The 19,983-nt window shown below is 72.0% G+C and carries 20 protein-coding genes and 1 pseudogene; 6 read left to right on the top strand and 15 right to left on the bottom strand.

The annotated features are described in order from the left end of the window. Positions 1-90 precede the first annotated feature (90 nt). The 7 genes from ACTWQR_RS39625 to ACTWQR_RS39655 form a co-directional block, all read right to left on the bottom strand. Positions 91-1,569 (bottom strand): hydrogenase large subunit, encoded by a 1,479-nt coding sequence (locus tag ACTWQR_RS39625; RefSeq protein ID WP_443232097.1) that lies wholly within the window; start codon positions 1,567-1,569, stop codon positions 91-93. A 3-nt stretch (positions 1,570-1,572) separates the two neighbouring features. Then, the gene (locus ACTWQR_RS39630) at positions 1,573-3,234 is read right to left on the bottom strand and encodes a proton-conducting transporter transmembrane domain-containing protein (RefSeq protein WP_443232098.1); all 1,662 of its coding nucleotides are present in this window, start codon (positions 3,232-3,234) and stop codon (positions 1,573-1,575) included. Next, positions 3,234-3,938: a hypothetical protein gene (locus ACTWQR_RS39635; protein ID WP_443232099.1), complete on the bottom strand. Its 705-nt coding sequence runs from the start codon at positions 3,936-3,938 to the stop codon at positions 3,234-3,236. Before ACTWQR_RS39635 ends, ACTWQR_RS39630 begins: the two co-directional genes overlap by 1 nt. Then, the gene (locus tag ACTWQR_RS39640; protein ID WP_443232100.1) at positions 3,938-4,891 is read right to left on the bottom strand and encodes a respiratory chain complex I subunit 1 family protein; all 954 of its coding nucleotides are present in this window, start codon (positions 4,889-4,891) and stop codon (positions 3,938-3,940) included. Before ACTWQR_RS39640 ends, ACTWQR_RS39635 begins: the two co-directional genes overlap by 1 nt. After that, a complete protein-coding gene (locus tag ACTWQR_RS39645; RefSeq protein ID WP_443232101.1) occupies positions 4,888-6,933 on the bottom strand; it encodes a proton-conducting transporter transmembrane domain-containing protein in 2,046 nt (681 codons plus the stop codon). Before ACTWQR_RS39645 ends, ACTWQR_RS39640 begins: the two co-directional genes overlap by 4 nt. After that, positions 6,930-7,412, bottom strand: coding sequence for an NADH-quinone oxidoreductase subunit B family protein (locus ACTWQR_RS39650; protein ID WP_443232102.1), 483 nt, complete (start codon positions 7,410-7,412; stop codon positions 6,930-6,932). The genes ACTWQR_RS39645 and ACTWQR_RS39650 overlap by 4 nt, the downstream gene beginning before the upstream one ends. 146 nt (positions 7,413-7,558) lie before the next feature. Further along, positions 7,559-7,909, bottom strand: a complete 351-nt coding sequence (locus tag ACTWQR_RS39655; RefSeq protein ID WP_443232103.1) for an ArsR/SmtB family transcription factor — start codon at positions 7,907-7,909, stop codon at positions 7,559-7,561. Positions 7,910-8,124: 215 nt separating this feature from the next. On the opposite strand from ACTWQR_RS39655, the gene ACTWQR_RS39660 reads away from it, so the two are divergent. Further along, positions 8,125-8,310 (top strand): hypothetical protein, encoded by a 186-nt coding sequence (locus ACTWQR_RS39660; RefSeq protein ID WP_443232104.1) that lies wholly within the window; start codon positions 8,125-8,127, stop codon positions 8,308-8,310. 62 nt (positions 8,311-8,372) lie between these two features. Then, positions 8,373-8,708 (top strand): hypothetical protein, encoded by a 336-nt coding sequence (locus ACTWQR_RS39665; RefSeq protein ID WP_443232105.1) that lies wholly within the window; start codon positions 8,373-8,375, stop codon positions 8,706-8,708. A 411-nt stretch (positions 8,709-9,119) separates the two neighbouring features. On the opposite strand, the gene ACTWQR_RS39670 is transcribed toward ACTWQR_RS39665, so the two are convergent. The 7 genes from ACTWQR_RS39670 to ACTWQR_RS39700 all read right to left on the bottom strand — a co-directional run bounded on the left by ACTWQR_RS39670 (position 9,120) and on the right by ACTWQR_RS39700 (position 13,790). Beyond that, positions 9,120-9,536: an anti-sigma factor antagonist gene (locus ACTWQR_RS39670; RefSeq protein ID WP_443232106.1), complete on the bottom strand. Its 417-nt coding sequence runs from the start codon at positions 9,534-9,536 to the stop codon at positions 9,120-9,122. A gap of 35 nt (positions 9,537-9,571) precedes the next feature. Continuing rightward, positions 9,572-10,003: an ATP-binding protein gene (locus ACTWQR_RS39675; protein ID WP_443232107.1), complete on the bottom strand. Its 432-nt coding sequence runs from the start codon at positions 10,001-10,003 to the stop codon at positions 9,572-9,574. Beyond that, complete coding sequence (locus ACTWQR_RS39680) at positions 10,003-10,410, bottom strand: pyridoxamine 5'-phosphate oxidase family protein (protein ID WP_443232108.1); 408 nt, start codon at positions 10,408-10,410, stop codon at positions 10,003-10,005. Before ACTWQR_RS39680 ends, ACTWQR_RS39675 begins: the two co-directional genes overlap by 1 nt. Next, the gene (locus tag ACTWQR_RS39685; protein ID WP_443232109.1) at positions 10,407-12,140 is read right to left on the bottom strand and encodes a SulP family inorganic anion transporter; all 1,734 of its coding nucleotides are present in this window, start codon (positions 12,138-12,140) and stop codon (positions 10,407-10,409) included. Before ACTWQR_RS39685 ends, ACTWQR_RS39680 begins: the two co-directional genes overlap by 4 nt. Then, positions 12,137-12,478, bottom strand: coding sequence for an ArsR/SmtB family transcription factor (locus ACTWQR_RS39690; RefSeq protein WP_443232110.1), 342 nt, complete (start codon positions 12,476-12,478; stop codon positions 12,137-12,139). The genes ACTWQR_RS39685 and ACTWQR_RS39690 overlap by 4 nt, the downstream gene beginning before the upstream one ends. Positions 12,479-12,646: 168 nt before the next feature. Further along, positions 12,647-13,003, bottom strand: coding sequence for a zinc ribbon domain-containing protein YjdM (locus ACTWQR_RS39695; protein WP_443232111.1), 357 nt, complete (start codon positions 13,001-13,003; stop codon positions 12,647-12,649). A gap of 274 nt (positions 13,004-13,277) precedes the next feature. Beyond that, on the bottom strand, positions 13,278-13,790 hold the full coding sequence (locus ACTWQR_RS39700; protein WP_443232112.1) for a universal stress protein: 513 nt from the start codon (positions 13,788-13,790) through the stop codon (positions 13,278-13,280). Between the two features lie 519 nt (positions 13,791-14,309). On the opposite strand from ACTWQR_RS39700, the gene ACTWQR_RS39705 reads away from it, so the two are divergent. The 4 genes from ACTWQR_RS39705 (at position 14,310) to ACTWQR_RS39720 (ending at position 19,411) form a co-directional block, all read left to right on the top strand. After that, positions 14,310-15,185, top strand: coding sequence for a universal stress protein (locus tag ACTWQR_RS39705; RefSeq protein WP_443232113.1), 876 nt, complete (start codon positions 14,310-14,312; stop codon positions 15,183-15,185). A gap of 2 nt (positions 15,186-15,187) precedes the next feature. Further along, on the top strand, positions 15,188-15,961 hold the full coding sequence (locus ACTWQR_RS39710; protein ID WP_443232114.1) for an HAD family hydrolase: 774 nt from the start codon (positions 15,188-15,190) through the stop codon (positions 15,959-15,961). Then, positions 15,958-18,327, top strand: coding sequence for a glycoside hydrolase family 65 protein (locus ACTWQR_RS39715; protein WP_443232115.1), 2,370 nt, complete (start codon positions 15,958-15,960; stop codon positions 18,325-18,327). Before ACTWQR_RS39710 ends, ACTWQR_RS39715 begins: the two co-directional genes overlap by 4 nt. A gap of 181 nt (positions 18,328-18,508) precedes the next feature. Then, the gene (locus tag ACTWQR_RS39720) at positions 18,509-19,411 is read left to right on the top strand and encodes a universal stress protein (RefSeq protein WP_443232116.1); all 903 of its coding nucleotides are present in this window, start codon (positions 18,509-18,511) and stop codon (positions 19,409-19,411) included. 54 nt (positions 19,412-19,465) lie between these two features. Here ACTWQR_RS39720 and ACTWQR_RS39725 read toward each other — a convergent pair. Next, positions 19,466-19,828 (bottom strand): annotated as a pseudogene (locus ACTWQR_RS39725) (hemerythrin domain-containing protein); the annotation flags it as partial. Positions 19,829-19,983 lie beyond the last annotated feature (155 nt).

The following is a 19,983-nucleotide window of genomic DNA, read 5'->3' on the forward strand; positions in this document are numbered from 1 at the left end:
GACACGGAGATGGAGCACGTGGTGCGGATCCGGCCGACACCATGACCGGGCACCGGCTGGTGGGCGGCGGCGAGTCGGGGTCCTGATCGGTCAGAGGTCGTTGCCGGCGTAGGAGAGGTTGAAGCTCTTGTTGGTCAGTGGGAAGTCCGGGACGATCGTGTCGTTCAGGGCGACCGGCAGGGCGGGCCAGTTGAAGAAGGACGGGTCGCCGGGCTTGACCCGGGTGAGGGTGCCGTCGGCGGCGAGCTCGATGCGGGTGGCGATGGTGCCGCGCCAGCCTTCGACGAGGCCGACGCCGCTGCGCGGGCCCGTCCCGGGTGTGGGCGTGGGCCCGAGGACCGCGCCGGTGGTGACGCGGTCGCGCAGTTCCCGGATCAGTGCCAGGGAGGCGTCGATCTCCTCGACACGGACCAGGAAGCGGGCCAGGACGTCGCCGCTGGTGTGCACGGGGATGTCGGCGGGTTGTCCGTGCGGGGTGAAGGGGTGGGAGATCCGGGCGTCCTGGGCGAGGCCGCTGGCGCGGGCGACGTAGCCGAGGCAGCCGATGTCGCGGGCGGCCTCGGTGGGCAGGATCGCGGTGCCGGTGAAGCGGTCGTGGATGGTGGAGTGACCGAGCGCCAGCCGTACGATCTCGCGGATGTCGTCGCCGATGGCGTCCAGTTGGGCGGGGCTGGGCAGGGTGCGCAGGGTGCTGCCGCCGGGGACGACGCCGCCGCGCAGGAGGCGGTGTCCGGTCACCGTGTCGTTGAGGCGCAGGAGTTGTTCGCGGACGCGCTGGGCGTGGGCGTTGAGGATGCCGTGTCCGACGTCGTTGCAGAGCATGCCGAGGTCGGCGACGTGGTTGTGGAGGCGCTCGAGTTCGAGCAGCATCGCGCGGGCGCACTGGGCCGGTTCGGGGACGGCCGTGCCGGTGGCCTCCTCGACGGCCAGGCAGTACGCGAGGGCGTGCCCCACGGCGGTGTCGCCGCTGATGCGCTCGGCCAGAGGCAGCCCGGCCGCTACCGAGCGGCCCTGGAAGAGCTTCTCGATGCCCTTGTGTACGAACCAGAGGCGGGCCTTGAGCTTGAGGATGGTCTCGCCGACGACGGAGAAGCGGAAGTGGCCGGGTTCGATGAGCCCGGCGTGGACGGGGCCGACGGGGATCTCGTAGACGCCGTCGCCGGTGACTTCGAGGAACGGGTACGGCCCTTCCAGTTCGCCGAAGGCGGGCGGGTCCCCGGCGTCGGGGTGCATCGGGTACCAGCCCTTGGGCCAGTGGAAGTGGCGTACCAGGCGGCGGGGCAGCGGATGGTCGAGGGGCACGATGCCGTGCAGGTCGTGCATCTCCCGCTCGAACCGGCCTGCGGGGAAGGACAGTTGGGCCAGGCTGGGCACCTCGGGCCGAGCGGGATCCAGACGCACGTGCAGTTCGATGCGGATGTCGGGCGGCCCGGAGACGAAGAGATACACGAGGCGTACCGCGTCTGCGTCGTGGTGGGCGACGATCAAAGCCAGACGGTGTCCCTCGCGCAGCAGTGCCTCAGCCCGCTTGGGGAGTTCGGCGGTGTGGACGTCGTGCACGGTGCGCATCGGTCACTGCCTTTCGAGGACGGCGGCGGCCTGGGCGAGCAGGTCGCCCAGCGGGCCGGCGGCGATACCGAGAACGGCGCAAGCCGCCAGGCCCAGCGCGAGGGGCCATAGAGCGGAGGGGCTTTCGCCGGTCGGGTCACCGGGGCCGAGCAGCATCCGCGCGGTGCGGGTGGCCAGCGTGGCGAAGGCGATCAGCACCAGCAGAAGGGCGGTGGCCGTGGCCCAGCCCAGTCCCGGGCCGGCGGCGAATCCGGCGCGGGCGATGGCGAGTTCGGAGGCGAAGAGGCTGAATGGCGGGAAGCCCAGCAGCGCCACGACCGACAGCCCGAACAGCGCGCCCAGCCACGGTGATTGGGCGAGCAGTCCGCGCACCCCCCCGATCTTCGACGTGCCCCGCAGGAGCAGGATCTGTCCTGAGGCGCAGAACGCCGTCGCTTTGGCCAGCCCGTGCCCGGCGATGTGCAACAGTCCGGCCGACAGGGCGAGTGGGCTGCCCACGGCGGCGGCCAGGGCGATCAGGCTCATGTGCTCCATGCTCGAATAGGCCAGCATCCGCTTGTAGTCACGCTGGGCCAGCAACAGCCCGGCCGCTAGCGCGAGGGTGAGCAGCGCGATGCCGGCCAGCAGGACCCGGGTGAAGTCCACGCCGAGCGCCGCGTCGGCGATGACCCGGTAGCGCAGGATCGCAGCGAAGGCGACGGACAGCAGCACCCCGGACATCAGCGCGGAGACCGGGGCCGGTGCCTGGCTGTGGGCGTCGGGCAGCCACGCGTGCAGGGGGATCAGCCCCGCCTTGGCGCCGTAGCCGAGGACGACGAGGGTGATACCGAGCCGGGTGACCGCCGGGTCGAGGCGATCGGCGCGGGCGAGCAGGGTCGGCCAGTCCAGGGCCCATGCCTCGGCGATGCCGGCCTGTCGGGCGGCGTAGTAGATCAGCACGGTGCCGAGGAAGGCCAGCGCGATCCCGGCCGAGCAGATCACCACGTACTTCCAGGCCGCCTCCACGGACGTGCGGGTGCGTCGGTGGCCCACCAGGAACGCGGTGACGATGGTGGTGGCCTCGATCGCCACCCACAGCACGCCGAGGTTCGCGGTCACCACGGCCAGGCACATCGCGGCGAGGAAGGCATGTACGAGGGAGTGGTAGCGCCACACGGTCCGGTACGTCGCCTGCCCGGCGGCCCGCTCTCCCGCCAGGTACGAGGGTGACGCGGCGCAGGCGAGGAACGCGACAGCGCCGACCACGAGGAGCATCCATACGGTCAGCGCGTCGGCCCGCAGCAGGCCGGAGTACGCGGGCACGGATCCTCCCCCACCGCCGACATCGGCGGCCAGCAGCGCACCGCAGGTGAGGATCACCGCCGGAGAGGTCAGTCCGGCCCAGTCGGCCGGATGGCGTCCGCGCGCCCCGCGAGCGACAACCGTCTCACCAGGCGCGGAGTCATCTGCTTCCCCGCTGTTGTCTGTCACGCTCGCGGTCTCGCGCGAGGGAGCAGCGACGCTCTTCCCCACCAGCTGTGGACGACGGGTCTCCTCCTGTCGGGCCCCCGGCACCGCAGGAGGAGTTCCGCGTGCGGCGAGGCCGGTGAGGGCGTACCCCGCCGCCACGGCAAGCGGTCCGGCGGAGGGCGCGGTCAGCAGGAGCGCGGTCAGTGCGGCGTTCATCAGTCGTGCAGCTCCCGCAGGTCGTCGATGTCGGTGGTGCCGAACGCCTCCCGCACCCGCACGGTGAGCAGTTGCAGGACCAGGACGGCGAGCAGTACGTCGAAGGAGACGCCGAGTTCGACGATGAGCGGCACGCCGGAGGCGGCCAGGAAGGCGGTTGCGGTGATGCCGTTGTCCAGCAGCAGGAATCCGACCACCTGGGCGAGCGCCCGGCGTCGGGTCACCAGGACGAAGAAGCCGATCAGGACCACGGCCAGGCCGACCGGCAGCGCGCGGGTGGCGGGCGTCGGATCGAGTTCGACCAGGGGGCGGGCGACCGCGTAGGCGAGCAGGGTGAGAGCGGCGGCGGTCAGCAGGGACGCGGCGACGTTCACCAGCGGCTGCGTCTCGCGCACCTCCTCGCTGTGCGCGTACGGCCGTGCCTGCCCCTGTTCCCGGTCGGCGACGAGCGCGGCCAGGGCGCGGCGGATCAGGTAGGGCAGCAGGCCGGCCCGCAGTGCCCCGATCCCGGCGGCCACCACGATCAGGTCCCAGCGGTCCTCATGCAACCCGAGCAGCAGGGCGATGGCGCCGAGCGCGAGGCCCTGCAGGGCGAAGAGCCGTACGATCGCGGCGAGTTCGCGCCGCCACAGCACCACCACGGCTGCTAGCAGGAACGCCCCGCAGGCCAGATCGAGCAGCTGGGTGAACAGGCTGTCGCTCATCACTCACCACCCAGGAAGTACGAGGCCGCCACCGCGAGCAGCGCCAACAGAAAGGACCCGGCGAGGAGTTCGGGCACCCGGAAGAGTCGCAGCTTTGCCCAGAACACCTCGGCCGCCGCCAGCGCCATGCCCAGCACCGCCACCTTGAGTACCACCAGCAGCAGGGCGAGCAGCACGGCCGTGAGCGAGTCGCTGGTGGCGATGCCCCACGGCGCGAACAGCGAGGCGAGCAGCCCCAGCAGTACGGTCAGCCGCAGTTGCGCGCCGAACTCGACCTGGGCCAGGTCCGGTCCGGCGTACTCGAGGACCATGGCCTCGTGGACCATGGTCAGCTCCAGGTGGGTGGAGGGGTTGTCCACCGGCAGTCGGCCGCTTTCGGCCAGCACCGCCACCGCGAGCGCGGCGATCGCCAGCAGCCCCGCCGGGGAGGTCAGCCTGGCCGGCTGGTCCGCTGCTCCGGCGACGATCACGGGTAGGTTCGTCGACCCGGCCGGTATCGACAACGCGAACACCGACATCAGGATGGTCGGCTCCACGAGCGCGGCGATGGTCATCTCCCGGGAGGCGCCCATGCCGCCGAACGCGGTGCCGGTGTCCAGGCCCGCGAGCGCCAGCGCGAGGGTACCGAGCGCGAGCAGTGCCACGACCAGGATCAGGTCCGCCCGGCCCCGTACAGGAGTGTCCGTGGACACCAGCGGCACGAGCACGGCCAGCACCAGCGAGGTGGCGACCAGCAGCGACGGTGCCCAGCGGAAGGCGGGTCCCGTGCCGACCGGGGTGATCGGTTCCTTGCGCAGCAGCTTGCGTACGTCGCGCCAGGGCTGGAGCACCCCGGCGCCGGCCCGGCCCTCCAGACGGGCCCGGGTCTGCCGCATCAGCCCGGTCAGCAGCGGCGCCCCGGCCGCGACCGCGCCCACCTGGAGGGCGATCGCCGTGTATCCGACCGTGTTCACCAGCCCACCACCAACACCACGAGCAGAGTGACCAGGCCGAAGAAGCCGTAGCCGAGATAGGTGTGCACGCTGCCGCCCGCGAGCTGCCGTGCCGACTGCCCGGTCGCGGCCAGGAAGCCGAGGACCGGCCGGTACAGGCGGTGCTCGATTCGATCGGGCACCCGGTTGCGAAAGCGCACCCGCTCCACCAAATACGCCGACTCGCGCACCGGCGTGACGTCCACGTCCTGCTCAGGGGCGAGCACGTCGTCGAAGATCCGCTGGAGCGGCTCGGCGAACGACGTTGCCGTATACGCCATCCGCGGAGTCGGCGCCCCGCCCCCGCAGTCCCACAGCCTCGCCTGCGTACGCCGCTCCCGGCGGCGTGCAGCCCATCGCGGCACCCCGGTCACCAGGCCCAGGGCCACCGTCAGCGCCGCCACGACCCACAACGGGGACAGCGCGGCAGACACCTCGTCGAGCCGTACCTCCAGCCCGCCACCGGACACGGCCCGCGTCCCGTCGTACCCAACTGACTCCACCGCGCGGTCCAGGCCGTCGCCCAGCAGCCCTGGCACCAGGGAGAGCCCGGCGCACAGGGCCGCGAGCAGTCCCATACCGGCCAGCATGAGCGGCGGTGACTCCTTGGCCGCCGCGGCCTGTTCGCTGCGCGGCCGGGCGAAGAAGCCCACACCGAGCGCCTTGACGAACACTGCCGCCGCGAGCCCTGCGGACAGGGCGATCACCGCCACCGCGAGCGGCAGCACGATCGCCGTGGTCACCCCGGGCACGGCCAGTCCGTGGATCATCGACTGCAGCAGCAGCCACTCGCTGATGAACCCGTTGCCGGGCGGCAGCGCCACCGCGCCCAGCGCGCCGACCGCGAACAGCCCGGCCGTGACCGGCATCCGGGCCCGCAGGCCGCCCAGCAGATCCAGGTTCCGCTCCCCGGTGGCCCGCAGTACCGAGCCCGCAGCGCCGAACAGCAGGGCCTTGAACGCGGCGTGATTGACGACGTGCAGCAGCGCTGCCGCGAGCGCGAGCCCGGCCAGCGCCTCGTTCCCGGCGTGGGCGAACAGCCCTGCCGCGCCTACGCCGAGGACGGCGAGCCCCATGTTCTCGCTGGTCGAGTAGGCCAGCAGCCGCTTCAGGTCCGAGGCCATCGCCGCTTGCAGGATCCCGTACACCGCCGACAGCCCGCCCATGGCCATCACGAGCAGCCACCACCAGGCCGGTCCTCCGCCGAGCAGGTCGATTCCGACCCGCACCAGCCCGTAGACGCCGAGGTTGACCATGGCCGCGCTCATCAACGCCGACACAGCGCTGGGCGCCTCGGGATGCGCGCGCGGCAGCCAGGCGTGCAGAGGCACCAGCCCCGCCTTGGACGTGAACGCCACCGCCGTCAGCGCGAACACCAGTCCGCGCACGGTCGGCGAGATCCCCGCCGTACCCGCACGCAGGGCGGCGAAGGTCTCCCCGCCGGCCTGCGCGGCGTACAGGGACAGCCCCGCGAGCAGCAGGACGAGCCCCAGGTGGGTCATCACCGCGTACCAGACGGCCGCTTCCCGTACGGCGGACCGGGCGCGGTGCTCGGCCAGGACCAGGAGCAGCGAGGTGAGCGCCATCAGCTCCCACAGCAGCAGGAACGTCGAGACCGAGGCAGCCGCGGGCACCAGCAGCAGGCTCAGCGCGAACAGCGGGAGCATTGCCTGCGCTCCCCGCGAGCCGAGGCCGTACGCCCCATGCGATCCGTGCCCGGCCACATAGCCGACGGCGTAGACCGCCACCGCCGCCACCACGGTGCCGGCCACCGCCATGAACAAGCCCGACAGTGCGTCCACCGCCAGATGCGCCCCGGCCAGCGGCAGCAGGCCGGAGATCTCGGCCGACCAGCCGTCGCCTCCCAACGCAGCCACCCCCGACGCACTACCAGCCACCCCCACACCCGCCGTGAAGACCCCCACCACCCAGCCGCGCACCCGCTGCGGCAGGACCAGCGCGGTCGACGCGCCCGCCAAGCCCAAGGCAGTGGCCGTCGCGAGGGCGGCCGGAATCAGGCTCACCGTCCGGTCACTCTCCTCAGCGCCGCCACGATCTCGTCCGGCCGCGGCGGGCACCCGGGGACCGCAAGATCCACCGCTACGACGTCGGAGACGGCGCCCTCGACCCCGTACCCGCCCGCGAACTCCCCGCAGTTGATCGCACAGTCGCCGACTGCGACCACCAGCTTCGGTTCGGGCATCGCGGCGACCGTGCGGCGCAGTGGCTCGGCCATGTTCCGGGTCACCGGCCCGGTCACCAGCGCCACGTCCGCGTGCCGGGGCGAGGCCACCAGCCGGGCGCCGTAGCGCTCGGCGTCGTAGACCGGGTTGAAGGCCGCCCCGATCTCGATCTCGCAGCCGTTGCAGGAACCGGCATCCACGCACCGCACCTGCACCGAGCCGCCGAACTCCTGAGCCTGCGGTGGGACGTCGCCCTCCGGGCGCGGCGGCGCGGGTTCGGCCACCCGCCCGGTGTCCCGGATCTTGCGCAACAGGCCCATGAACCCTCCCTGGCGGTGAGGACTTGTCGACAGGAGCCCAACAGGCCGCCCGCGACCGGAGTTACGGCAGTCGGTGTGAAGCGGCCGCCTCCCACACCACGGAGCGCTGTCAACTCCCGGGAGGGGCCGCTGATTGAGGGCCGTCGCTACGCAGGCGGTTTCGCCTGCGTCTGGGCGGCCTGCAGGTCGGCGAGGAGTTCGGCCTGTCCGGCGAGCACGCCGGAGAGTATGGTGCGGGCGACCCTGAGCAGCTCGGCGATGTGCGGGCTGGTCAGCGAGTAGTACACGGTGGAGCCTTCTTTGCGGGTCACCACCAGGTTCGCCCGGCGCAGCACCGCGAGTTGCTGAGACAGGTGGGCCGGCTCGATCCCGACCTCGGGCAGCATCTCCGCCACCGCGTGCTCGCGCTCGCTCAGCAGCTCCAGGACCCGGATGCGCGCCGGGTGGCCGATCGTCTTGAAGAACTCGGCCTTCAGTTGGTACAGCGGCGTGCTCATCGTGCCGTCCCCTCCCCGGCGGAGCAGTACGGCCGTATTGGCCGGTCCTCGGTGCATCGCATCCACCCACTCGTCAAACACATGCGGCCCATCCTCGCGTGCGGCAGCGGCCACGCCGAATCCGCGCACGAGAACCGAAACGCAGGAAACCATCGGTGACGACCTCGGCAATTGCTAAGATTAGCAACTTCATACGTGATGTGAGGGAGGCTTGCGTGAGAATCATTCCGCTGCGTGGCGCGGGCGTCACCTGGTTCAAGTGCCCGGCCTGCCGCCTCAAGTGCCGCCCCACCGCCGTCGGTGCGGAAGGCCGGTGCCCGCGGTGCGGCGAGGCCCGCATGCTCAAGCTGTCCTTCGGCGGCCGGGCCACCACCTCAGCCGCGGACGGCGACCGAAGCTGACCCGCAGGGGAGTGGGTCATGGGTGACTGGGCCGTCCAGTGCGGCAGCGGGATCCGCTTCGAGTGGGGCCCGCCGGTGCGAGCGGCCTCGCCGCGGAGGCCGCCTGTCTTGTCATCGTCGACGTGCTGTCCTTCACCACGGCGGTGAGCGTCGCCGTCGAGACGGGCATCCGGGTCCTCCCGTTCTGGCTGCCGGACGGCCCCGCCACCACGGCCGAGCAGGCGCAGCAGAGAGGGCCGCCGCCGTCTACGCACAGCAGTCCGGTGCGCGGCCGGCCGTCGCCCGCTGCTCCGTCACGCCCGACAGCCCCTGGTCCCTCTCCCCGGCCCACCTGTGCCGCGCGCCTGGTGCCGCCGTCCCCGAACGGTGCGGCGATCGCGGCCGCCGCGGGCACCTGACGTGCGGGTGGTCGCCGCGTGTCCACGGAACATCACCGCGGTCGGAAGCTGGCTCACGGCCCGCGGTTATGGCACGCCCGAGCATCCGGTGGCCGTGATCGCCGCGGGCGGGCGATGGCCGGACGGCAGCCTGCGCCCCGCACTTGAGGACCTGCTGGGCGCCAGTGCCCTCATCTCCGACCCGCACCCCCAGGCGCGGGACCGCTGTCTGCCGCGGCGGCCGCCGCCAAGGCGGCCTACGAGAGCACCGCTGATCGCACTCACGCGGTCGCCGTCGGCGTCTCCGGCCGGGAGCTCGCCGCGACAGGCTTCGCCGAGGACGTGGCCGTCGCCACGGAAGGGACACCCCTGCACTGTCGTACCCGGCCGGGATCTCGACGGCGCCTTCGTCCCCGGCTGAACCCGCCGCGCTTACTCGCCCGCGTCGTCTCCATTGCTCGGCCACCCTGTCGTCCGCCACTCGTGGCGGCCCTCCAGCTGCTCGCCGTGCCGGGTGCTGTGTGAGGTGAGCGCGCCAGCCAGGTCGGCGTGCACGGGAATGGGCGGGCAGTCTCCGTCGGGGACGAGGGACCCGTCAGCGGGGATCGCGGTCAGTTCCAGGCTGCGGCCTGCTTCGGCAAGGCGGCGGGCGGCCTCGGTGATCGCCAGCTGTCCCTCGGCCGACCAGCCGCGCAGTTCGGTCAGGTCGACGATGACTGGGCCGGTCCCCCGTCCCACCACCCAGCCGACGGCGCCGGCGAAGCGGCGCACGGCGTCCGGACCCAGGTATCCGGAGACGGACAGGACGCCGAGATCCTGTTCGACGGTGTAGCGCCACTCGATGGTCATGGTCGTCAACTTCCTTGCACAGTCGGCCTGTTCGGTCACAGGGGGAGGGTGATCCAGATGCTCTTGCCCTTGCCGTCGGCGTCGGCCCGGACGACCGCGGTGCCGCCCAGGCCGAGGGTGAGCTCCATGACGGTGGCCAGACCGCCCGCCCTCGTGCCGGTGTCGGTGACCGACGCGTTCAGCGAGGGCTGGTGGGGGTGGCGGTCGTGCACGGCGAAGGCCAGACAGTCCTCGCCCGCCGCGTAGATGACGGTCACCTGCGGGGAGAGCACCGCCGCATGCCGGACGCTGTTGGTGACCAGCTCGCTGAGGATCAGCAGAGCCGGGCCGACCGTTGGGTGGCGCAGGCTTATGCCCCACTCGGCCATGGCCTGCTCGGCGGTCTGACGGGCTGTCCGGACGGCGGACGGCTCGCTGGGCAGCGTGAGCACATGCCGATAGGGCAGGGCTTCGAGCCGGGTACCCATCACGCCTCTGCGCGGACGAGGCGGAATCCGCTCATCGTCTTGGGGTGTAGGCGCAGCAGCGTGTCATGCGGGCCGTGCGTCCAGCCGGTGAGGGTGCGCTGGTAGTGGGCGGCCTCGTCGCGATCGGTGATCACGTCGACCGGTCCGGAGACGGTGACGGTCCAGCCGGTGCCGGCCACCGCGCGGATCTCGTCCACGTGATACGTCGCCGTGGCGGGGACCGCGGCGGCCGACGCGGGCGTGCGCACCACCAGCCGACCGAACTCCCACGTGTGTCGGCCGGGCCGGATGACGGTCAGGTCCCGCTGCGGGTACACCAGCCGCCCCAGCGAACTGCCCTCCAGCAGCCACAAGGCCTCGGCACCGGAGACCTCGACCATGCGCAGCGATGCGGGCGGAGTGCTCATCCGACGGTTTCCTCTGTTTTCTCACTGATGGGCCGGGACGTCTGGGCGGGGAGCGGCGGCATGACGCCGGTGCACTCCAGGTAGGTGCGGGCGCCCTGGATCGCCTCCGGCGTGGTGGCGTACTCGCGGCCTTCGAGCCGCAGCAGGTCCAACGCGCCGACGGAATCCAGGACCTGGCGTTGGCCGAGGCGGATCCCGGAGGTCATGACGACGATGCCGCGCCGCTTCAGCTTCTCCACCGCGTCCTTCAGAACGAGGGCGCCGGTGGCGTCGATGGTGCTCACGCGGGACATGCGCAGGATGACGACGCGTACGTCGGCGACCTCGGCCAGCTCGAGAAGGAAGCGATGGGCGGCAGCGAAGAACAACGGCCCGTCGATGCGGTACGCCACGATGTGCTCGGCAAGCAGTGCGTGCTCCTCGGCGCTGTGGTCGCCCCGGTCCAGCGGGACCTCTTCGAGGCGGGCCTGTTTGGCCACCGCGCGCAGGGCGAGCGCGCCCGCCACAGCCAGGCCGATGATCACGGCGTACACGAGGTCGAGAGCGAGGGTCGCGACGGCGGTCAGGAGCAGGATCAGGGCGTCCGAGCGGGTGGCCTTCGCCATCGCCCGCAGCGAGCCAACCTCGACCATGCGGATCGCGGTGGCCAAGAGCACGCCCGCGAGCGCGGCGAGCGGGATCTTGGAGACGAGGGGCGCGGCCGCGAAGACGATCACCGCGAGGACCGCGGCGTGGGTGAGGGAGGCCAGCCGGGAGCCGGCGCCAGTGCGGACGTTGACCGCGGTGCGGGCGATCGCGCCGGTCGCGGGCACACCGCCGAACAGCGGTGCGGCGAGGTTGGCCAGGCCCTGGCCGAACAACTCGCGGTCCGGGTCGTGCTTCTGGCCGACCGTCATGCCGTCGGCGACGGAGGCCGACAGGAGTGACTCCAGGGCGGCCAGCGCCGCAACCGCGACCGCCGGGGCGAGCAGCGGGCCGAGCGCGCCCGGGTCCAGGAAGGAGAGGGCCGGTGCGGGCAGTCCGGACGGCAGGTCACCGATCGGCTGCGCCGCGTCCAGGTCGGCCACCTGGGCAACGAGGGTCGCCGAGATCACCGCGAGGATGGAGAAGGGGATTGCGGGCCGCCGGCGGGCGCCGATCAGCATGACGGCGGCGACGGCCAGGGCGAAGGCGACAGCGGTCCAGTTCGGGTGCTTCGCGAACTCCTCCAGGGCGCGCCAGGTCACCACGAGGACGCGGTCGCCCTCCGGCTTGGGCACCCCCAGGGCGTTCGGGACCTGCTGTAGGCCGATCACGCAGGCGATGCCGAGCGTGAAGCCCTCCACAACGGGCGCGGGCACGTACTGCATGTACTTCCCGGCCCTGAGCAGGGCGAGCGCGACGAGCATCAGGCCCGCCATCAGCCCGACGGTCAGCACCCCGGACGGCCCGTACTCCGCGACGATCGGCACGAGCACCACGGTCATCGCGCCCGTCGGCCCGGACACCTGCAGATTGGAACCACCGAACACCGCGGCCAGCGCGCCGGCGATGACCGCGGTCGCCAGCCCAGCCTCGGCGCCGAGGCCGGAGGAGACGCCGAAGCCGAGCGCGAGCGGCAGGGCGACGACCGCCACGGTCAGGCCGGCCAGCAGGTCCCGGCGCGGGTCGCGGCGTATCTCCGCCAGATCGGTACGGCCGGGCAGCAGCGCGGCGAGCCGGGCCCCGGCCCGGCCGAACGAGATCCTCATCGCGGGGCGACCTCGGCATCCCGCAGCTCGGCCAGCAGGCCGTTCCGCCCGGACAGCATCTCGGTCAGGATTCGGCGCGCGGCCTTCATCAGATCGGCGACGTCCCCACTGGCGAGCGCGTACACCACGGTCGAGCCCTCGCGCCTGGAGCTGACGATGCCCGAGCGGCGCAACACCGCCAGCTGCTGCGACAGGCTGGAGGGCTCCACCTCGATCGCGGCCAGCAGATCACGTACCGGCATCGGCCCGTCCTGCAGCAGCTCCAGAACCCGTATCCGCACGGGATGCCCCAGCATCCGGAAGAACTCGGCCTTGGCCTGATACAGCGGAACGGACACGGATCCTCGGCTTCCCGGACAGCGCCCCACCCCGGGGCAAGCGAAGGCTGTGCCCGCGGCTACCTGCGAGAACAGCTAACACAGCATCTAACCAATTGCGAAATTTTGCAATTCAGCATTCGACTACTGCCTGGCCGCCCCGGCGGACGGGGCGGGTGGGGCGGGGGATCAGCCCTTCTTGACTACGCTCGACTTGAGCTGCATCGCACCGAAACCGTCGATCTTGCAGTCGATGTCGTGGCCGTCGACTGCGTCGACCAGCCGGATGTTGCGCACCTTGGTGCCGGCCTTGATGCCCGACGGGCTCCCCTTGACCTTGAGCGCCTTCACGACGACCACGGTGTCGCCGTCCTGCAACACATTGCCGACGGAGTCCTTGACGACCTGCTCCGAGGGGGCGCCGGAATCCGTGCCGCTCTCGGCGGGCACCCATTCGTGGCCGCACTCCGGGCAGACCACCAGGGCGTTCATCTCGTAGGTGTACTCACACGAGCACTTCGGACACGGGGGAAGATTCTCGATCACCCCACCAGCGTATCCGGCCTCGGCCTCCGTCCCGATGGGACGAGAAGGACCACGGGTGGCCGCCCTGGATCCGGCGTGGACCGGCAGGCCGGCCGGGCAGGAGGGTGCCCGCGCGAGACGGAGCCCGCGTCGATCACAAGAGCGTCTTGCACCGCTGAGCGCCGTGGCGCCGGTGATGCGGTAGCCGGGCTGTGCCGGATCCGCTTGGCTCGACGATCTCGCGGGTGGAGCTGCGGGCGGTCGCGTATCCCACCAGGCGTTGGCACTCCGCCCCCTATGCGGCACCACTCCTGGCGAGAGGAGGCCTTTCCACGGCCCCGAGCGTCGACGCGGGCCGCTGGGCGGCGGGCACCGCGACCACGGGAACCGTCGCGTGCCTCAGACACTCACGGCCCACCGTCCCGATCGCGGGCAGCTCAAACTTTCCATGGGCCCTGCGGCCCAGGGCGAGGAGCAGTGCGCCGGGCGCGTGGTGGAGCAGTGCCCGCGCGGGCGGCCCCTCCACGAGAACGGCACGCACGGCGCCACCGATCTGTGGGCCGAAGACCTCTCGCACTGTCGAGGCGAGCAGCTCGGCAGCCTGTTCGCGCTGCTGCTCGGCCGTGGGACGTGCCGATGCCGGAGCATACGGCGCGAATCCGGATGTGGTCGGTTCCCAGGCGTGTACGGCCACGACCTCCGCCCGCAGGGCGCGGGCCTGATCCCTGGCCCAGCGCAGTGCGGCTTTGGACGCCTCCGATCCGTCGACGCCCACCACGATGCTGTTGCCGTCGGCGAGTTGGGTCATGTGCAGCCTCCCTGGATGGCCTCTCGACCCAGCGTGCCCCGATCCGGTAGGGCGGGGCGTGGGCCGAGGGGTTCCCCACGGGTGCCCAACGGTCCCTTGTCAACCGTCGTGGCGGACCGGCTCGGTACGGCGTCGCCTTCCTCCGCTCGTTCGCTCAGAGCGCCGGACGAGCCGATGCCCATAAACCGCCGACGCCGGTTCACCGTTGTGGTGCCGGGAGCCGTCGGCCCTGCCCGAATGCCGGTCATGTCCGTCAACGGTTCGCGCACCGGCGCTCGTTGGGCAGGTGGTCACCGGTTGTGACGAACCTGCTGCGGGCTCATCTCTCGGCGTCCGGTCGAGGCACCGAGCGGCTCAGAGGCCGAGCGGCACACAACGCCGGCGCGATTCCCGACAGGGGCCGAATGGCCCAAGCCGTGGCCGAACCGACCCTCGCGCCGCCCCGCCGTGGGTGCGACGGTGAGGTGAAACCCTGTGCTGCCGCACGTCTGCGCAGCCCGACGAAAGGCGGTGGGAGAGATGGAGCTACCCCTGGTCGTGGGTGTCGACGGATCGGATTCGAGCCTCGTTGCGGTCGACTGGGCGGTCGACGAGGCGGCCCGACGCGGTCTGCCGTTGCGACTGCTGTACGCCTCCCTGTGGGAACGCTACGAAGGCGTCGCTCCGTCCGGCGGCGCCGAACGCCCGTCCGAGCAGGTGCTGGCCGACGACATCGTCGGTTCCGCGGCGGAGCGTGCCCGACGGCGCAATCCCGACGTGAAGGTCTCCGCGGAGGTGGTCCCCGAGGAAGCGGAGCCCGCCCTCCTGCGCGAGGGCCACAACGCCTCCGCCCTGGTTACGGGATCCCGAGGCCGCGGTGAGCTGACGGGCCTGCTCCTCGGCTCGGTCTCCCTGGCCGTGGCGGCCCGCGCCCACTGCCCGGTGATCGTGGTCCGCGGCGACAAGGCCGGCCTGGCAGGCACCCATGAGCGGATCCTGCTCGGCGCGGGCGAGTCCGCGACCGGCGGTGAGGCGGTGCGGTTCGCCTTCCGCGAGGCCGAGGCGCGCGGGTGCACGCTCGAAGTCGTACGCGCCTGGCGCTGCCCCGCGCACGAGACCGCCGAGCACCCGCTGCTCGCCGGGGACCCGGCGCACCACCACGAGGAGCAGGCATCCGCCGCGCTCGATGCTCTGCTCCATGACCCGATGGCCGACCACCCCGAGGTCCGGGTCCGCCGTCACACCGTGGAGGGACCGGCCCGCAAGGTACTTCTGAGCCGGTCGGCGGCCGCCGACCTCCTGGTCATCGGAGCGCAGCGCCGCCACGGTACCTTCGGCCTCCAGCTCGGCCGGGTGGCGCACACGCTGCTGCACCACGCGGACTGCCCGGTGGCGATCGTGCCGCAGCGGGTGTGACCATGGAATCCCCTTACACCCCTGTGACGTCCCGCGATGCGCCGGCACCGGTGCTGCGGGACGTGCGGGCCGTCGTCTTCGACACCGACGGAGTGATCACCGACTCGGCCCGGGTGCACGCCGCGGCGTGGAAGACGGCGTTCGACGCCTTCCTGAGTGCCCATCCGTCCGAGGACCCCGCCCGGTGTCGTCCGTTCGACGTACGGGACGACTACCTGCGCTACGTGGACGGCAAGTCCCGCCTCGACGGAGCAGCCGACTTCCTCGCCGCACGCGGCATCGAGCTGTCGGATGAGACGGTGCGTGCCGTCGCCGCGGACAAGGAGCGGCTGTTCGTACAGCGGCTGCGCGAGCACGGCGCCGACGCGTATCCGGGGACCATACGGCTGGTGCGTGCCCTGCGCCGGGCGGGGGTGCCCTGCGCGGCGGCCTCCGCTTCCCGCCACGCCGGTGAACTGCTGGCCCGCGCTGGGGTGCTCGACCTGTTCGACGTCCTCATGGACGGCGGTGAGGCGGCCCGGCTGGGTCTGGCGGGCAAGCCGCAGCCCGACCTGTTCCTGGAAGCCGTCCGCCGGCTCGGTGTGCCCGCCGACGGCGCGGCCGTCGTCGAGGACGCCCTGGCGGGCGTGGAGGCGGGCCGACGCGGCGGCTTCGCCCTGGTGGTCGGCGTGGACCGCACCGCGGGTACGGACACCCGGGCGCGACTGCTGCGGCACGGCGCCGACATCGTCGTACACGACCTCGGAGAGCTGGTCGCGGGAGGAGCGCCGAAGTGACGGGCTGGAGCTGGGAGTACGAGGGCTACGAGCCCGCCGACGAGCGCCTGCGGGAGTCGCTGTGCACCCTGGGCAACGGCTACTTCGCCACGCGTGGTGCGCTGCCGGAGTGCGTGGCCGACGAGGTGCACTATCCGGGCACGTACGTGGCCGGCTGCTACAACCGGCTCACCTCCGAGGTCGCGGGCCGCCAGGTCGAGAACGAGGACATGGTCAACGTCCCGAACTGGCTGCCCCTGCGCTTCCGCCTCCCCGACGGGCCGTGGCTCACCCCCGACACCGCGACGGTGCTCGAACACCGCGAGACCCTGCACCTGTCAGCGGGACTGCTGGAGCGTCGCACGCGCTACGACCTCGGCCAGGAGCGGGTGCTGGCGGTGCGCCAGCAGCGGCTCGTGCACATGGCTGACCCCCATCTGGCCGCGCTACGCACCGAGTTCACGGCCGAGGGCTTCTCGGGCGCACTCGAGGTCGAGGCGGCCCTCGACGGCGGCGTCACCAACTCCGGCGTGCCGCGCTACCGAGACCTGGACGGCCACCACCTGACCCACGTGCACACGGGCAGCGCCACCCCGGACACGGTGTGGCTGCGCTGCCGCACCCGGACCTCCGACATCCGCATCGGCATGGCGGCCCGCGTCACCGCCGAGGTGCCCGTCACCATCCGCCACGAAATGTCTTGCGCTGTCCAGCAGTTGACTCTCGACCTGGTCCCGGGCAGCACCACCACCGTGGACAAGACCGTCGCCCTGCACACCTCCCGCGACCCGGCCATCAGCGACCCGCTGTACGCCGCCGTCGACCGGGTCCGCCAGGCGCCCGGCTTCGACGAACTGGTCGAGTCGCACCTGACCGCCTGGGACCAGCTCTGGCGCCGGGCCGACCTGGACGTGGCCGGGGAGGCGGGCAGCATCCTGCGGCTGCACCTCTTCCACGTCCTGCAGACGCTCTCCCCGCACACCGCCGACCTCGACGTCGGCGTACCCGCCCGGGGACTGCACGGCGAGGCCTACCGCGGGCACGTCTTCTGGGACGAACTGTTCGTCCTGCCCTACCTCAACCTGCACTTCCCCGAGGTCTCCCGAGCCCTGCTCGACTACCGCCACCGCCGCCTCGAACAGGCCCGCACGGCAGCCCGGGACGCGGGCCGCAGGGGCGCGATGTACCCCTGGCAGAGCGGCAGCGACGGACGCGAGGAGACCCAGCAGCTCCACCTCAACCCGCGCTCCGGACGCTGGCTGCCCGACCACTCACGGCTCCAGCACCACGTCGGCTCGGCGATCGCGTACAACGTGTGGCAGTACTGCGAGGCGAGCGGCGACTCGGAGTTCCTGCACACCAAGGGCGCCGAGATGCTGCTGCAGATATCCCGCTTCTGGGCGGACGCCGCCGTCTACGACGAGTCCCTCGGACGGCACCGCATCAGGGGTGTGGTCGGCCCCGACGAGTACCACGAGGCATACCCCGGCGCGCGCGTGCCGGGCCTCGACGACAACGCGTACACGAACCTCACCGCCGCCTGGGTGCTCGCCCGCACACTCGAGCTGTTGGAGACCCTCCCCGAGCCGCGCCGCCGTGAACTCGTCGAGCGCACGGGACTGGACGGGGGCGAACTCGAACTGTGGGAGGACGTGTCCCGCACGCTCCACGTGCCCTTCCACGACGATGTCATCAGCCAGTTCGACGGCTACGGCCGGCTGGAGGAGCTCGACTGGGACGGCTACCGCGAGCGGTACGGCGACATCCGGCGCCTGGACCGGATCCTGGAGGCCGAGGGCGACACCGTCAACCGCTACCAGGCCTCCAAGCAGGCCGACGTCCTGATGCTCGGCTATCTCTTCTCACCAGTCGAACTGCGAGGCCTGTTCCGAAGGTTGGGCGTACCGCTCGACGAGGACACCTGGCAACGCACCGTCGACTACTACCTGCACCGCACCAGCCACGGCTCCACCCTCAGCGGCCTCGTCCATGGCTGGGTGCTGGCCCGGGCCCGTCGGGCGGAGGCCTGGAAGTTCTGCCAGGAGGCCCTCCAGGGCGACATCGCCGACCTGCAGGGCGGTACCACCGGCGAGGGCATCCACCTGGGCGCCATGGCAGGCACCCTGGACTTCGTCCAGCGCGGACTGACCGGCCTGGAGACCCGGGGCGGGGCACTGTGGCTGGACCCGGTGCCGCTTCCGGAGCTGTCCTCGTACGGGTTCGCCCTGCGCTACCAGGGCCACTGGGGTGTGCGGCTGCGGTTGGAGCGCGAGCTGCTGCGGATCGAGGTGCCCTCGTCCGACGCCTCGCCGATCGACGTACGGCTGCCGGACCGCACGGTGTGCCTGCAGCCGGGGGAGACGGGGCGACTGGTGCTCTCGGAGTGACGGTCACACTCGATCGGCCCGGATTGCGGACAGACCATTCGAGTGGGAGTCGGCCAACTCCGGCCCGGCATGGGCCGGATGGTCCCCGGCCAAGACTTGGCGGCCCATACCCATACCCGCTGGTCGTGCGCAGCGTGAGGCTGGCCGTGAAGGAGCAGTCCAAGCGTTGGAGGTATACATCATGCTTACGCCCGTGACCGCCGGAGTGGATGGATCCGCGGAAAGCCTCGCCGCCGCCGCGTGGGCGGCCCGGGAGGCCGAGCGCCGTGACCGGTCGCTGCGGCTGGTGCACGTCAGGAACTGGAGCCCTCGTTCCGCCGAGGGGGAGAGCGCGGACGCGGTTCAGCGCTATCTGGCCCGGCGGGTGCTGCGCCAGGCGGAGGAGCACGTCCGCGAGGCGTGCCCGGGCGTGCGAGTCCTCGACGAGCACTCGGAGGGACCGGCGACGCAGGCGCTGCTGCGTGCCGCCGACCGGGCCGACGTACTGGTCCTGGGCTCGCGCGGGCTGAGTGGACTCACCGGCTTCCTGGTGGGGTCGGTGGCGCTCGGGGTGGTGGCGCGGGCCACGCGACCGGTCGTGCTCGTGCGGGCCGACGAGGAGGCGGCGGACGAACACCTGCCGGCGGAAGGCGGGAGCGCCTCGACCCGGACCGGATACCGGGACGTGGTGCTGGGCATCGACGTCGATGAGGCGTGCGACGAGGTGATCGAGTTCGCCTTCGAGGCGGCCCGGCTGCGCAGGGCGCGGTTGCGGGTGGTGCACGCCTGGCAGGCGCCGTTGCCGCTCGGCCTCGGCCCGGGGGAGATCGGGCTGATGAATGATCCGCAGCGTGCTGAGGAGTGGCAGGGCTTCCTGTCCGCCGTGCTGCAGGTGTGGCGCGACAAGTATCCCGAGATCGAGGTCGTGGAGACCGTTGCGGAAGGCAGGGCCCAGTCCGTGCTCGTCCGGGCCGCCACGGGAGCGAGTCTGCTCGTCGTGGGACACCGGATCGCCGAGGGAGCGCTGAGCCCGCGCACCGGCCCGGTCACCCACGCCGCCATCCATCACGTCGGTTGCCCCGTGGCCGTCATATCCCACCAGTGAGCGGTGCCCCATGAGCGACCGGGGACCGGGGGCGCCCGCGGTGCGTAGTCCGGTTCACGGTGCGAGGCGGGAGTAGTTCTCCTCCTCCTGCGTGAAGTGCGGACGCAGGACGGTGTACAGCCCGTAGAGACAGGCGCGCAGGTCGTCGAGCCGCTCCGGCGTCGGCTCGCCGTCGCCGTTGGCTTCGGTGAGCGTGAGGTGCACGGCGATGCGCCGGGCGAGCCGTTCGATCTCGGTGTGGGCGCGGCTCATGGTGGCGGTGGCCTTGGGACCGCCGAGTGCGGTGGCGAGCGCCGGGTAGAGCTGGTGCTCCTCGGCGTGCTCGTGCGGCAGGAGCTGTTCGGTAACCAGGCGATGCGCTTCGCGCACTGCCGCGAGGGATTCCGGTCCGGGGTTGTCCGAGAGGCGGTCGGCGGCGGCATGGCCGCGTTCTCGCAGTGGTCCAGGAGGGCCTGTGTGGCCGGGGCCGACACCAGTTCCGTGGTCGGGGCCAGATCGCCGTGGCGGTGCAGCAGTTCGGCCGCGGTCCGCTGCGGTACCTCTCGCCCGTACTGATTCTTGCTGTGGGCGTT

This window comes from Streptomyces sp. 2A115 (genome assembly GCF_052245575.1).
In the GTDB taxonomy this organism is placed as follows: domain Bacteria; phylum Actinomycetota; class Actinomycetes; order Streptomycetales; family Streptomycetaceae; genus Streptomyces.

Bases quoted from the DNA above. Each gene is read 5' to 3' on its own strand.
- ACTWQR_RS39650 (WP_443232102.1), bottom strand. From the start codon at position 7,412: ATGGGCCTGTTGCGCAAGATCCGGGACACCGGGCGGGTGGCCGAACCC.
- ACTWQR_RS39630 (WP_443232098.1), bottom strand. From the start codon at position 3,234: ATGAACGCCGCACTGACCGCGCTCCTGCTGACCGCGCCCTCCGCCGGA.
- ACTWQR_RS39670 (WP_443232106.1), bottom strand. From the start codon at position 9,536: ATGACCATCGAGTGGCGCTACACCGTCGAACAGGATCTCGGCGTCCTG.
- ACTWQR_RS39675 (WP_443232107.1), bottom strand. From the start codon at position 10,003: ATGGGTACCCGGCTCGAAGCCCTGCCCTATCGGCATGTGCTCACGCTG.
- ACTWQR_RS39685 (WP_443232109.1), bottom strand. From the start codon at position 12,140: ATGAGGATCTCGTTCGGCCGGGCCGGGGCCCGGCTCGCCGCGCTGCTG.
- ACTWQR_RS39635 (WP_443232099.1), bottom strand. From the start codon at position 3,938: ATGAGCGACAGCCTGTTCACCCAGCTGCTCGATCTGGCCTGCGGGGCG.
- ACTWQR_RS39710 (WP_443232114.1), top strand. From the start codon at position 15,188: ATGGAATCCCCTTACACCCCTGTGACGTCCCGCGATGCGCCGGCACCG.
- ACTWQR_RS39655 (WP_443232103.1), bottom strand. From the start codon at position 7,909: ATGAGCACGCCGCTGTACCAACTGAAGGCCGAGTTCTTCAAGACGATC.
- ACTWQR_RS39625 (WP_443232097.1), bottom strand. From the start codon at position 1,569: ATGCGCACCGTGCACGACGTCCACACCGCCGAACTCCCCAAGCGGGCT.
- ACTWQR_RS39700 (WP_443232112.1), bottom strand. From the start codon at position 13,790: ATGACCCAACTCGCCGACGGCAACAGCATCGTGGTGGGCGTCGACGGA.
- ACTWQR_RS39705 (WP_443232113.1), top strand. From the start codon at position 14,310: ATGGAGCTACCCCTGGTCGTGGGTGTCGACGGATCGGATTCGAGCCTC.
- ACTWQR_RS39680 (WP_443232108.1), bottom strand. From the start codon at position 10,410: ATGAGCACTCCGCCCGCATCGCTGCGCATGGTCGAGGTCTCCGGTGCC.
- ACTWQR_RS39720 (WP_443232116.1), top strand. From the start codon at position 18,509: ATGCTTACGCCCGTGACCGCCGGAGTGGATGGATCCGCGGAAAGCCTC.